Source organism: [Erwinia] mediterraneensis (assembly GCF_900604315.1).
Taxonomy (GTDB): Bacteria; Pseudomonadota; Gammaproteobacteria; order Enterobacterales; family Enterobacteriaceae; genus Pantoea; species Pantoea mediterraneensis_A.
The window spans coordinates 2,503,690-2,516,927 of the sequence record NZ_LR026978.1 but is presented as its reverse complement, the minus strand read 5'-3'; the positions used below and the strand labels follow the sequence as shown (position 1 = coordinate 2,516,927).

At 54.5% G+C, this 13,238-nt stretch carries 13 protein-coding genes; 11 read left to right on the top strand and 2 right to left on the bottom strand.

Annotated elements, in window-relative coordinates; translation table 11 throughout:
• The first annotated feature begins 3 nt into the window (after positions 1–3).
• The 5 genes from cyoB (at position 4) to E0E17_RS11625 (ending at position 5,327) form a co-directional block, all read left to right on the top strand.
• A complete protein-coding gene (gene cyoB, locus E0E17_RS11645) occupies positions 4–1,986 on the top strand; it encodes a cytochrome o ubiquinol oxidase subunit I (protein ID WP_130834230.1) in 1,983 nt (660 codons plus the stop codon).
• The gene (locus E0E17_RS11640; RefSeq protein WP_130834229.1) at positions 1,986–2,603 is read left to right on the top strand and encodes a cytochrome o ubiquinol oxidase subunit III; all 618 of its coding nucleotides are present in this window, start codon (positions 1,986–1,988) and stop codon (positions 2,601–2,603) included. The genes cyoB and E0E17_RS11640 overlap by 1 nt, the downstream gene beginning before the upstream one ends.
• Complete coding sequence (locus E0E17_RS11635; protein ID WP_130834228.1) at positions 2,603–2,932, top strand: cytochrome o ubiquinol oxidase subunit IV; 330 nt, start codon at positions 2,603–2,605, stop codon at positions 2,930–2,932. Before E0E17_RS11640 ends, E0E17_RS11635 begins: the two co-directional genes overlap by 1 nt.
• A gap of 13 nt (positions 2,933–2,945) precedes the next feature.
• A complete protein-coding gene (gene cyoE, locus E0E17_RS11630) occupies positions 2,946–3,833 on the top strand; it encodes a heme o synthase (protein ID WP_130835527.1) in 888 nt (295 codons plus the stop codon).
• Positions 3,834–3,962: 129 nt separating this feature from the next.
• Positions 3,963–5,327: an MFS transporter gene (locus tag E0E17_RS11625; RefSeq protein ID WP_130834227.1), complete on the top strand. Its 1,365-nt coding sequence runs from the start codon at positions 3,963–3,965 to the stop codon at positions 5,325–5,327.
• 39 nt (positions 5,328–5,366) lie between these two features.
• Here E0E17_RS11625 and E0E17_RS11620 read toward each other — a convergent pair whose 3' ends face one another.
• Entirely contained in the window at positions 5,367–5,858 is a 492-nt protein-coding gene (locus tag E0E17_RS11620; RefSeq protein WP_130834226.1) for a YajQ family cyclic di-GMP-binding protein, read from the bottom strand.
• 127 nt (positions 5,859–5,985) lie between these two features.
• On the opposite strand from E0E17_RS11620, the gene panE reads away from it, so the two are divergent.
• The 3 genes from panE (at position 5,986) to E0E17_RS11605 (ending at position 8,450) form a co-directional block, all read left to right on the top strand.
• Positions 5,986–6,906 carry a 2-dehydropantoate 2-reductase gene (gene panE, locus E0E17_RS11615; RefSeq protein WP_130834225.1) on the top strand — a complete coding sequence of 307 codons (921 nt, stop codon included), beginning with the start codon at positions 5,986–5,988 and terminating at the stop codon, positions 6,904–6,906.
• On the top strand, positions 6,860–7,456 hold the full coding sequence (yajL, locus tag E0E17_RS11610) for a protein deglycase YajL (protein WP_130834224.1): 597 nt from the start codon (positions 6,860–6,862) through the stop codon (positions 7,454–7,456). Before panE ends, yajL begins: the two co-directional genes overlap by 47 nt.
• Positions 7,457–7,565: 109 nt before the next feature.
• Positions 7,566–8,450 (top strand): hypothetical protein, encoded by an 885-nt coding sequence (locus E0E17_RS11605; protein ID WP_130834223.1) that lies wholly within the window; start codon positions 7,566–7,568, stop codon positions 8,448–8,450.
• On the opposite strand, the gene thiI is transcribed toward E0E17_RS11605, so the two are convergent.
• A complete protein-coding gene (gene thiI / locus E0E17_RS11600) occupies positions 8,438–9,886 on the bottom strand; it encodes a tRNA uracil 4-sulfurtransferase ThiI (protein ID WP_130834222.1) in 1,449 nt (482 codons plus the stop codon). The two genes, E0E17_RS11605 and thiI, sit on opposite strands and share 13 nt — an antisense overlap.
• Positions 9,887–10,119: 233 nt before the next feature.
• On the opposite strand from thiI, the gene xseB reads away from it, so the two are divergent.
• Genes xseB through dxs form a run of 3 tightly spaced genes read left to right on the top strand, consistent with a single transcriptional unit; the run spans position 10,120 to position 13,146 of the window.
• Positions 10,120–10,362, top strand: a complete 243-nt coding sequence (xseB, locus tag E0E17_RS11595; protein WP_130834221.1) for an exodeoxyribonuclease VII small subunit — start codon at positions 10,120–10,122, stop codon at positions 10,360–10,362.
• Entirely contained in the window at positions 10,362–11,261 is a 900-nt protein-coding gene (ispA, locus tag E0E17_RS11590; RefSeq protein WP_130834220.1) for a (2E,6E)-farnesyl diphosphate synthase, read from the top strand. The genes xseB and ispA overlap by 1 nt, the downstream gene beginning before the upstream one ends.
• A 19-nt stretch (positions 11,262–11,280) precedes the next feature.
• On the top strand, positions 11,281–13,146 hold the full coding sequence (dxs, locus tag E0E17_RS11585) for a 1-deoxy-D-xylulose-5-phosphate synthase (RefSeq protein WP_130834219.1): 1,866 nt from the start codon (positions 11,281–11,283) through the stop codon (positions 13,144–13,146).
• The last annotated feature ends 92 nt before the right edge of the window (positions 13,147–13,238 follow it).

The following is a 13,238-nucleotide window of genomic DNA, read 5'->3' as shown; positions in this document are numbered from 1 at the left end:
ACGATGTTCGGAAAATTAACACTGGATGCAGTGCCGTACCATGAGCCTATTATCATGGTTACGATCGCCGCCATCATTTTAGGTGGTCTGGCACTTGTTGCCGCTATCACCTATTTTGGTAAGTGGCAATATCTGTGGTCAGAATGGTTTACTTCCATTGACCATAAAAAACTGGGTATCATGTATATCATTCTGGCCTTTGTCATGCTGCTGCGTGGCTTTGCCGATGCCATCATGATGCGTGCCCAGCAGATGATATCTTCGGCGGGTGAGGCTGGCTTCCTGCCGCCGCACCACTACGATCAGATCTTCACCGCTCACGGCGTGATTATGATCTTCTTCGTGGCGATGCCGTTTGTTGTAGGTTTGATGAACATCGCGGTTCCGCTGCAAATCGGCGCGCGTGACGTTGCTTTCCCCTTCCTGAACAACCTGAGCTTCTGGTTCACCGCTATCGGTGTGGTTCTGGTGAACCTTTCTCTGGGTGTGGGTGAGTTTGCGCAGACCGGCTGGCTGGCCTACCCGCCCCTTTCTGGTGCGGAGTACAGTCCTGGCGTAGGGGTCGACTACTGGATTTGGGCGCTACAGCTCTCCGGTATCGGTACCACGCTGACGGGTATCAACTTCTTCGTGACCATTCTGAAGATGCGTGCCCCGGGCATGGACCTGTTCAAAATGCCGGTCTTTACCTGGACTGCACTTTGTACCAACGTCCTGATCATCGCTGCGTTCCCGGTTCTGACCGTGACCCTGGCACTGTTGACACTTGATCGTTACCTTGACTTCCATTTCTTCACCAATGATATGGGCGGTAACATGATGATGTACGTCAACCTGATCTGGGTTTGGGGTCATCCGGAAGTGTACATCCTTGTTCTGCCGGTGTTTGGTGTGTTTGCTGAAGTTACTGCAACCTTCTCGAAAAAACGTCTGTTTGGTTACACCTCACTGGTGTGGGCGACTATCGCCATTACCATTCTGTCGTTCATCGTCTGGCTGCACCACTTCTTCACCATGGGCGCAGGTGCGAACGTTAACGCCTTCTTCGGTATCATGACGATGATCATCGCGATTCCGACCGGCGTGAAAATCTTTAACTGGCTGTTCACCATGTATCAGGGCCGCATTCAGATGCATTCTGCCATGCTGTGGACGGTAGGCTTCCTGGTCACCTTCTCTATCGGTGGTATGACCGGTGTTCTGCTGGCGGTGCCGGGCGCAGACTTCGTTCTGCACAACAGCCTGTTCCTGATTGCTCACTTCCATAACGTCATTATCGGTGGAGTGGTATTTGGTTGTATGGCGGGTGTGACCTACTGGTTCCCGAAAGCACTGGGCTTCACGCTGAACGAAACCTGGGGCAAACGCGCCTTCTGGTTCTGGATCATCGGCTTCTTCGTTGCCTTTATGCCGCTGTACGCGCTGGGCTTTATGGGCATGACGCGTCGTCTGAGCCAGGATATCGATCCGCGTTTCCATGCGCTGCTGGTTGTTGCAGCTATCGGTGCAGCTCTGATCGCTTGCGGTATTCTCTGCCAGCTGATCATGTTCTGGGTCTCTGTACGTGACCGTCATCAGAACCGTGATCTGACCGGTGACCCGTGGGGTGGTCGTACGCTGGAGTGGGCAACCTCTTCACCGCCGGCATTCTACAACTTTGCTGTTATCCCCCACGTGCATGAGCGTGACGCTTTCTGGGAAATGAAAGAGAAAGGCGAAGCCTGGACGCAGCCAGAAAAATATGAAGAAATTCATATGCCGAAAAACAGCGGCGCTGGCCTGATTATTGCTGCCTTCGCGACAGTCTTCGGTTTTGCCATGATCTGGCATATCTGGTGGCTGGCGGGCCTCACCTTCCTGGGCATGATTGTCTCCTGGGTTGTGAAGAGCTTCGACGAGGACGTGGATTACTACGTTCCGGTTAAAGAGATCGAGCAGATCGAGAAGCAGCACTTTGACAATATCAGCAAAGCAGGTCTGAAATAATGTCAACTGAAACTCTGATTAAGCACCACCACGACGCCCATGCGGAGCATGGGCATCACGATGCAGGAGCCAATAAGATCTTTGGCTTCTGGATCTACCTGATGAGTGACTGCATTATCTTCGCAACCCTGTTTGCGACCTATGCAGTTATGGTCAACAGCACTGCCGGTGGCCCGGCAGGTAAAGACATCTTTGAACTGCCGTTTGTTCTGGTGGAAACCGCTCTGCTGCTGCTGAGCTCCATTACCTACGGGATGGCAGTGATTTCGATGAATCACGACAACAAAGGCGCCGTTAATGGCTGGCTGGCGTTGACGTTCCTGTTCGGCCTGGGCTTCATCTGCATGGAAATCTATGAATTCCATCATCTGATTGCGGAAGGTTTTGGTCCGGATCGCAGCGGTTTCCTGTCAGGCTTCTTTACGCTGGTCGGTACGCACGGTCTGCACGTGACCTCGGGTCTGATTTGGATGCTGGTACTGATGTATCAGATCGCCAAACGTGGCCTGACTTCCACTAACCGCACCCGTATCTTGTGCCTGAGCCTGTTCTGGCACTTCCTGGACGTGGTCTGGATTTGTGTGTTTACCGTTGTCTATCTGATGGGAGTGATGTAATGAGTCATTCAGCCAACGAACATGTTGTCCCACATAGCAGCGTGAAGTCCTACATGATCGGCTTCATCCTCTCTATCATCCTGACCGGTATTCCGTTCTGGATGGTAATGGATGGCGGCGCCTCAAAAAGCACCATTCTGGGTGTAGTGGTGGTCTGTGCAGTGATTCAGGTTATTGTTCACCTGATCTACTTCCTGCATCTCGACACCAAAACCGAGGGCGGCTGGAACATGGTGGCCATTGTCTTCTCGGCAATTATTATCCTGATTGTTGTGGTTGGCTCGCTGTGGATTATGTGGAACCTCAACTACAACATGATGGTTCACTAAAGAGTCGTACGTGATGATTAAGCAATACCTGCAAGTAACAAAGCCAGGAATTATTTTCGGGAACTTAATTTCTGTCATTGGCGGATTTCTGCTGGCGTCTAAAGGTAGCATTGATTACGCCCTGTTCCTCACCGCGCTGTTTGGTGTTTCACTGGTCGTCGCATCAGGTTGTGTCTTTAACAACGTGATCGACCGTGACATCGACAGAAAGATGGAGAGAACAAGGAATCGAGTGCTGGTAAAAGGCCTCATCTCTCCGAAAGTAAGCCTGGTTTATGCAACCGTATTAGGTATTGCTGGCTTCGCGTTGCTGTATTTCGGAGCAAACCCGCTGGCCATGTGGCTGGCGGTGATGGGCTTCGTCGTATACGTCGGCATTTACAGCCTCTATATGAAGCGTAATTCAGTCTACGGTACGCTGATTGGTAGTCTTTCCGGTGCTGCGCCGCCGGTGATTGGCTACTGCGCAGTGACCAACGAGTTTGATGCTGGCGCGCTGATTTTGCTGGCGATCTTTAGCCTGTGGCAGATGCCGCATTCGTACGCGATTGCCATCTTCCGCTTTAAAGATTACCAGGCAGCGAATATCCCGGTTCTTCCGGTAGTGAAAGGCATTTCCGTGGCGAAAAATCATATTACGCTCTACATTCTGGCTTTTATGATCGCAACGCTGATGCTGACACTGGGCGGCTACGCTGGCTACAAATATCTGGTGGTTGCGGCGGCAGTAAGCGTGTGGTGGCTGGGAATGGCGTTATCAGGTTACAAAACCTCAAACGATCGTGTTTGGGCTCGTAAACTGTTCGTCTTCTCTATTGTGGCTATCACGGCACTGAGCGTCATGATGTCGGTGGACTTTATGGCCCCGGCATCGGAAGACTTGCTGACCTACCTCCGGTAATCAGCACCGCAAAGCAAAAAGGGCGCGACTATCGCGCCCTTTCTTTTTGTTACTACTACTTAAAAACTATTGTTTTACCCGCCCTGCCCTGCTCCTTAGAATAACCCCAGCAAACTTACAGAGGTGGTAATGAACGACAATAAAATGACACCGGTGGAGCTACGCGCGACCTGGGGTCTGGGCACCGTTTTTTCCCTGCGTATGTTGGGAATGTTTATGGTCTTGCCGGTTTTAACGACTTACGGCATGGCATTACAGGGCGCCAGTGAAACCCTGATTGGTCTGGCTATCGGTATTTATGGCTTAATGCAGGCTATTTTCCAGATTCCCTTCGGCCTGCTTTCCGATCGTATTGGTCGTAAACCGCTTATCGTCGGCGGTCTGCTGGTATTTGTGCTGGGAAGCGTGCTGGCGGCGAATTCAGATTCCATCTGGGGCATTATTCTGGGGCGCGCGTTACAGGGCTCCGGCGCGATTGCGGCTGCCGTGATGGCGCTGTTGTCTGACTTGACCCGTGAGCAGAACCGCACCAAGGCGATGGCCTTTATCGGCATCAGCTTCGGAATTACCTTTGCGATTGCCATGGTCGTCGGGCCGGTGGTGACGCATGCGTTAGGTTTGCATGCCCTGTTCTGGATGATCGCCCTGCTCGCTTCGCTCGGAATTATCATTACGCTGCTGGTGGTGCCTTCCGCTCCCCATCACCTGCTGAATCGCGAGTCTGGCATTGTAAAAGGCAGCATCCGCCTGGTTCTGGCAAACCCCCGGCTGCTGAAATTAAATTTTGGCATTCTCTGCCTGCATGTCTTGCTGATGTCCAGCTTTGTTGCCCTGCCTGGCCAGTTCGAACAAGCCGGCTTTCACGCGGCGGATCACTGGAAGGTGTATCTCATCACCATGCTTATCGCTTTTGCCAGTGTGGTGCCTTTTATTATCTATGCAGAAGTGAAGCGCCGCATGAAGCGCGTGTTTGTCGCCTGCGTGGGCTTGATTGTGATCGCAGAGATTGTTCTCTGGGGATCGGGCAACCATTTCTGGACGCTGGTCGCTGGCGTGCAGCTGTTCTTTATTGCCTTTAATCTGATGGAAGCCATTCTGCCTTCGCTGGTAAGCAAAGAGTCACCGGCGGGTTATAAAGGTACGGCAATGGGCATCTACTCGACCAGTCAGTTTCTTGGCGTCGCGATTGGCGGCAGCCTGGGCGGTTGGGTGCTGGGCCAGTTCGATGGTCAAACGGTCTTTCTGCTCAGCGCCATGATCGCTACGCTCTGGCTGTTAGTGAGTATGACTATGCAGGAACCACCTTATGTCAGTAGTCTGCGTCTGGTACTGAGCGAGGCGGCGCTTCAGGCACCGAATCTGGAGCAGCGGCTGAAATCTCAGCCTGGCGTGGTGGCGGTATTTATTGTGCCGGAAGAGAAAAGCGCTTACGTGAAAATTGACAGTAAAAAGACCAGTCGTCTGGAACTGGAAGCGCTTATCGCCGCAGCATAACCCGCAGAAAAAGGGCCTGGACTGGCCCTTTGATCGCAATCAGTCGCGGAAGTTTTTAAACTGGAACGGCTGGCCCAGATTCCCTCCCCGCACCAGTGCCATGGCGCTCTGCAGATCGTCACGGGATTTACCGGTCACACGCAGTGAGTCTCCCTGAATTTGCGTCTGTACCTTCAGCTTACTGTCTTTGATCAGCTTAACGATCTTTTTCGCAACTTCGGTTTCGATGCCTTTTTTCATTTTGGCATCCAGACTCCAGTTTTTACCGCTGTGCAGAATCTCTTCGGGCACATCCAGTGCTGAACCTTCAATGCCGCGTTTTAACATTTTCTCACGCAGAACATCAACCAGCTGGCGCACCTGGAAGTCAGATTCACTGGTGACTTTAATAGTTTCATTTTTTTCATTCAGCTCGAAGCTGGCGTTAACGTTGCGGAAATCGAAACGGGTCGCAAGCTCGCGGTTAGCATTTTCGACCGCGTTACGCACTTCCTGGATGTCGACTTCAGAAACGATATCGAAAGATGGCATCTTTTCTTCTCCTGACGCTAAGGTGACATGCATAATACGCGTCTTAAGCCACTAAATAAAATCACGCATCGCAGAAAGCTATACTTAGCTGAACCTCTGTACAGGGAACCCCTTAACGGGAGGCAAAATGAAAATTACCGTGTTAGGTTGCGGCGCCTTAGGTCAGATTTGGCTTGCTGCCCTTGCACGTCAGGGGCATGAAGTGCAAGGCTGGTTGCGCGTCCCGCAGCCTTACTGTTCGGTAAATGTGATGGATACCGAAGCTCACGTCAGCAATGACACCCTGATTGCCAACGATCCGCTGTTTCTGGCCGAAAGTCAGTTGCTGCTGGTTACCTTGAAAGCCTGGCAGGTTTCCCCCGCGGTCAAAAATCTCCAGAGCGTCCTGCAGGCACAGTGCCCGATACTGTTGCTGCATAACGGCATGGGTACGCTGGAAGAACTGAAAGGCGTGACGCAACCGTTGTTACGCGGTATTACCACTCACGCTGCCATGCGCGACGGCACGCTTATCAGGCATGTCGCCCACGGCACGACCCATATTGGCCCGGTTATGCCTGCTGGCTCGGGGTTAAGCGAGCTGGCCGATACGCTGCATCAGGCGCTGCCTGACGTCGCCTGGCACGATAATATTACACTGGCCTGCTGGCAGAAGCTGGCAGTTAACTGTGTCATTAATCCGCTGACGGTGGAATATAGCTGCCAGAATGGCGCTCTGCGCAGCTATAGCGAGCAGATCACGACGCTATGCGAAGAGCTCAGCGCGGTAATGGCGCGCGAAGGTATGCATACCAGTAGCGATAGCCTGTACGATCATGTGCTGAATGTGATTGAGTCTACTGCTGCCAATACCTCTTCCATGCTGCAGGATGTGATGGCGCAGCGCCGCACCGAAATTGAATACATTACCGGTTACCTGCTGCGGCGCGCCCGTGCTCATGGCATTGCCGTACCAGCTAATACCCGTTTATATGAAATGGTAAAACGTAAGGAGTCCTATTATGACCGCGAACGCATCGGTACTGGTTTGCCTGGCACATGGCAGTGAGGAGACCGAGGCGGTCACAACGATCGATCTGCTGGTACGCGCGGGTCTGCAGGTCACTACCGCCAGCGTAGAGAGCGACGGTACGCGCGAGATTGTTTGCTCACGTGGCGTGCATCTGCTGGCCGATGCGCCGCTGGTCGAGGTTGCCGATAACGATTTTGCTGCCATTGTGTTGCCCGGTGGCCTGAAAGGCGCAGAAACCTTCCGCAACAGTCCGTTGCTGGTTGAAACGGTGCGGCAGCACCATCTTTCCGGTCGCATCGTAGCGGCTATTTGCGCTGCGCCCGGCACCGTCCTGATCCCCCACGATCTTTTCCCGGTGGGGAATATGACCGGTTTCCCTGGTCTGAAAGAGACGATTCCGGCGGATAAATGGATGGAAAAGCGCGTGGTCTGGGATCCGCGGGTAAACTTGCTGACCAGTCAGGGACCGGGCACCGCAATCGATTTTGCCCTGAAGCTGATTGACTTGCTGTGTGGCAAAGAGCAAGCCCGCGAAGTCGCCTCACAGCTGGTGATTGCCTCCGGTATTTATAACTATCAGGAGTAACCCCAAAGATGAAAAAAGCCGCATGAGCGGCTTTTTTTTGCAGGCGCGTTGCTGTACCCGCTGTTTTTGGCCGGGGTCGCCAGACTGGCAAACAAGCCAGCGTGGATCTGTGGCACGAAAGGTTGATGTACCACGCGTCGGCGGTGCGGCCAGTCTGGTTGCGGCCTGCGCACAGCACCCGGAGCGTACTGGAGTACGTGAGGAGTGCGAGCACAGCCCGCGGCCAGAATGGCAAACAAGCCAGCGTGGATCTGTGGCACGAAAGGTTGATGTACCACGCGTCGGCGGTGCGGCCAGTCTGGTTGCGGCCTGCGCACAGCACCCGGAGCAGCGTACTGGAGTACGTGAGGAGTGCGAGCACAGCCCGCGGCCAGAATGGCAAACAAGTCAGCGTGGATCTGTGGCACGAAAGGTTGCGGTACCACGCGTCGGCGGTGCGGCCAGTCTGATTGCAGCCTGCGCACAACACCCGGAGCGTACTGGAGTACGTGAGGAGTGCGAGCACAGCCCGCGGCCAGAATGGCAAATCAGCCAGCGTGGATCTGTGGCACGAAAGGTTGATGTACCACGCGTCGGCGGTGCGGCCAGTCTGGTTGCAGCCTGCGCACAGCACCCGGAGCGTACTGGAGTACGTGAGGAGTGCGAGCACAGCCCGCGGCCAGAATGGCAAATCAGCCAGCGTGGATTTGTGGCACGAAAGGTTGATGTACCACGCGTCGGCGGTGCGGCCAGTCTGGTTGCAGCCTGCGCACAGCACCCGGAGCGTACTGGAGTACGTGAGGAGTGCGAGCACAGCCCGCGGCCAGAATGGCAAATCAGCCAGCGTGGATTTGTGGCACGAAAGGTTGATGTACCACGCGTCGGCGGTGCGGCCAGTCTGGTTGCAGCCTGCGCACAGCACCCGGAGCGTACTGGAGTACGTGAGGAGTGCGAGCACAGCCCGCGGCCAGAATGGCAAACAAGCCAGCGTGGATCAATGCTTCAAGGGCGGTAAATCTTAACGTTGGTATACCCCTGCTCATGCAGATAAAGCGCCTGCAGGCGGCTCATCACACCGCGATCGCAATACAGCAGCCAGGTTTTACTCTGGTCGAGATCGGCAAACTGGCTGCTCAGCTTATAAAACGGCAGCGATTTCACCTCAACGCCCGGCATCTGCAGCGGTTTATCGTCCTGTTCATCCGGGGAACGGATATCCAGCACCCACTCATTTTCTCCCAGCGATGCAACAGTTTCGACCTCCACCACCTCCTGCTGCGCCTGTTGGGCAATGTCGCGAATATCGAGGTTGCTGGCTTCCTGCACAACACGTTCCAGGATCGCAAAGTCGAAGTTTTGCTCTTCCGCTTCGATGCGCGCCTTCACCGCTTTTACCGTCGGACTTTTGGAAATCACGCCACAATATTCTGGCATGGTGCGGGCAAAATCTTCGGTGCCGATTGCCCGGGCGACCTTGATAATGTGTTCCTTATCATGGGAGATCAGCGGACGCAGGATCAGTGTATCACTGGCGTTATCGATCAGACGCAGGTTGGTCAGCGTCTGGCTGGAGACCTGGCCGAGCGCTTCGCCCGTCACCAGCGCCTGTACGCCGTAGCGCTCAGCTACCATGGAGGCAGCGCGTACCATCATGCGTTTCAGCACCACGCCCATCTGACCATCGTCGACTTTTTCCAGAATTTCGCCCACGACGGGTTCAAAGTTGATGGCTACGAAACGTACGCGATGGGAACGGCCAAAGCGGTTCCAGAGATAATGCGCCACCTGACGTACGCCGATTTCATGCGCCGCGCCGCCCAGGTTAAAGAAACAGTAGTGCACCCGACAACCGCGACGCATCAGCATATAGCTGGAAACGCCGGAATCGAAGCCGCCGGAAATCAGTGACAGTACATCTTCCTGTGTCCCGATGGGGAAACCGCCCAGCCCTTCATAACGGCCGGTGACCAGCAACAGGCGATCGTTTTCAATCTCCAGGTTAACGGTTTCTTCCGGATGGTTGAGCTGTACCTTCGCGGTGGGGATATGCTGATTCAGGCCGCCGCCGACATAACGCTCCACATCCTGAGAGCTGAACGTATGGGTCCCCCGGCGTTTTACGCGCACACAGAAGGTTTTGCCTTCCAGGCGTTCACGGTTGAGCTCCAGGGTCTGTTCAAAAATGTGATGAATATCGGTGTAAGGACGATCTTCTACCGCCAGCACATGGTGAATGCCGGGAATACGCGTCAGTTCATCCACAATAATTTCGCGCAGGCTCTCATTTTTGGCCCGTACTTCAATGTGGTCCCAGTGACGCACCACCGCCACTTCTTCATTTAACTCTTTGAGGATATTACGAATATTCCCCGTCAGGATCTTGATAAAGCGCAGACGTACCGACTGGCTTTTAATGGTGATTTCGGGAAATAATTTAATGATAAACTTCATGGTGGCAACGGTTCTTTGGACAAATAAGTGCTGAGTGCAACTACACTTAACTGTTAAAATCATATAATTGCGGGCTGAGCTGGATCTACCGCATCCGAGGCGCGCAAGTATACCACCATTGTCTGGTGACTGCTTCTGCAACCGCAGTTACACACATTATTTTGCTAATTAATTCGTGTCGGCTACCATGAGCGTTTGCAAGATGATGACTAACCTGTGAGTCGACCCTGATTATGCCGAAAAAAGCCGAACAGCCCGCCAGTTTTGAGAGTTCATTACAGCAACTGGAACAAATCGTCAGCCGCCTGGAAAGTGGTGACCTGCCACTGGAAGAGGCGCTGAATGAATTTGAACGCGGCGTGCAGCTGGCTCGTGCCGGTCAACAGACGCTGCAACAGGCTGAGCAACGCGTACGTATTCTTCTTAATGATGATAAAGACGCCGATCTCGCCCCTTTTACGCCGGAAAATGAATAATGGATTTCGCTAAACTGCTCAGCGCTTATCACGATCGTGTTAACAGCACGCTGACGCGCTTAATCGAGCCACTTCCTTTTCAGAGTTCTCCTCTGGTGAATGCCATGCAATACGGGGCATTATTAGGGGGTAAACGACTGCGCCCTTTTCTGGTGTATGCCACCGGTGAGATGCTGAGAGCCGATGCGGCCAGCCTGGATGCCCCTGCCGCCGCAATAGAGTGTATTCACGCTTATTCCCTGATCCACGACGATCTTCCTGCCATGGATAATGATGCATTGCGTCGTGGGCAACCGACTTGCCATATTAAATTTGGTGAAGATACCGCGATTCTGGCGGGTGACGCTCTGCAGACGCTGGCCTTTTCCATTCTGGCTGATGAGCCGATGCCGGGCGTCAGCAGCGAATTTCGCGTTGCGATGATTTCTGAACTGGCGCAGGCCAGCGGCGTCGCAGGTATGTGCGGCGGTCAGGCGCTCGATCTGGCCGCAGAAGGCAAACGGGTAGATCTGGCACAGCTGGAGCAGATCCATCGCCATAAGACCGGCGCGCTGATCCGGGCAGCCGTGCGCATGGGCGCGCTGGCGGCCGGTGCGCCAGGACGTGAGGCTTTACCCATACTGGATACTTACGCCAACGCCATTGGCCTCGCTTTTCAGGTCCAGGATGACATCCTTGATGTGGTTGGTGACAGCGCCATTACCGGCAAGCGCCAGGGCGCCGATCAGGATTTAGGTAAAAGCACCTATCCGGCGTTAATGGGGTTGGACAATGCTCGCCAGAAAGCCTGGGATCTCTATCAGGAAGCCCTGGGTGCGCTGGAAATTCTCTCTGCGCGCTCGTGTAACACAACAGCACTCCAGGCGCTGGCAAGTTTCATAATTGAACGCGATAAATAACTTCCATAACGAGTCTCTGATGAGTTTTGATACTGCAAAATACCCGACACTGGCGCTGGCAAGCACCGTACAGGAATTACGTTTACTGCCAAAAGAGAAGCTGCCTGCGCTCTGTAATGAGTTGCGCCAGTATCTGCTGGATAGCGTCAGCCGCTCCAGCGGCCATTTCGCTTCGGGTTTAGGCGTGGTGGAACTGACGGTAGCGCTGCATTATGTCTATAACACGCCTTTTGACCATCTGGTGTGGGACGTGGGCCATCAGGCTTATCCGCATAAGATTCTCACGGGACGCCGCGATAAGATCGGCACGATACGCCAGAAAAATGGCCTGCATCCTTTTCCGTGGCGGGAAGAGAGTGAGTTTGACGTGCTGAGCGTGGGTCACTCCTCGACCTCCATCAGTGCCGGCCTGGGTATGGCGGTGGCTGCTGAGCGGGAAGGTAAAGGACGTCGCACCGCCTGTGTGATTGGCGATGGCGCCATTACTGCCGGGATGGCTTTTGAGGCGATGAACCATGCCGGGGATATTAAGCCCGACCTGCTGGTGATCCTCAACGATAACGAAATGTCGATTTCCGAGAACGTCGGCGCCCTCAACAACCGCCTGGCGCAGATTCTCTCCGGGAAAACCTACTCCCGCCTGCGGGAAGGGGGCAAACGCGTTCTGACCGGCCTGCCGCCGATTAAAGAACTGGTGAAGCGCACTGAAGAACACCTGAAAGGTATGGTGGTACCAGGTACGCTGTTTGAAGAGCTGGGCTTTAACTATATCGGCCCGGTAGACGGTCACGATGTGATGATGCTGGTGCAGACGCTGAAAAATATGCGCGATCTGAAAGGTCCGCAATTCCTGCACATCATGACGCGTAAAGGCAAAGGCTACGCGCCGGCGGAAGAGGATCCCATTACCTGGCATGCGGTGCCCAAATTCGATCCCGCCAGCGGGGCGCTGCCCAAAAGCGTGGAAGGCCTGCCGAGCTATTCGAAAATTTTCGGCAACTGGCTGTGCGAAATGGCCGCCGACGATGCAAAACTGATGGCGGTCACGCCCGCCATGCGCGAAGGTTCCGGGATGGTCGGCTTCTCGCGTGAGTATCCGGCGCAATATTTCGACGTGGCGATCGCCGAGCAGCATGCGGTCACCTTTGCAGCCGGTCTGGCGATTGGCGGCTATAACCCCGTTGTGGCCATCTACTCAACCTTCCTGCAGCGCGCTTACGATCAGCTGATCCACGACGTGGCAATTCAGAAACTGCCGGTGCTGTTTGCCATCGATCGTGGCGGCATCGTCGGAGCTGACGGCCAGACGCATCAGGGCGCTTTTGATCTGGCATTCCTGCGCTGCGTGCCAGGCATGGTGATCATGACCCCCAGCGATGAAAACGAGTGCCGCCTGATGCTCTATACCGGCTATCACTACCAGCAGGGTCCCAGCGCGGTGCGCTACCCGCGTGGCAACGGTGTCGGCGTTCCGCTGACGCCGCTGCAAAGCCTGCCGCTCGGCAAAGGGGTGGTGAAACGTGAAGGAGATAAGCTGGCGATTCTCAACTTCGGTACGCTGTTGCCGGAGGCGCGTGCGGCGGCAGAAACGCTGAACGCCACCCTGGTGGATATGCGTTTTGTGAAGCCGCTGGATGAAGCCCTGATCCTGGAGCTGGCCGCCAGCCATGAGGCGCTGGTCACTCTGGAGGAAGGTGCGATTAAAGGCGGCGCAGGCAGTGGCGTGAATGAACTGCTGATGGCAAAACGTCTGCTGGTGCCGGTACTTAACCTCGGGCTGCCCGATGAGTTTATTCCACAAGGCACACAGGATGAAATTCGCCACGATTATCAACTGGATGCCGCCGGGATCCAGCAACAAATCGCGGCCTGGCTGGCACAATAATCCTTTTCTTCCCACTCCCCGTCCGGGGAGTGTGTAGCCTGCTATGATTACCGGGACCATTTTCCTTCGGGAAAGCATTCCCGGAATCGCGC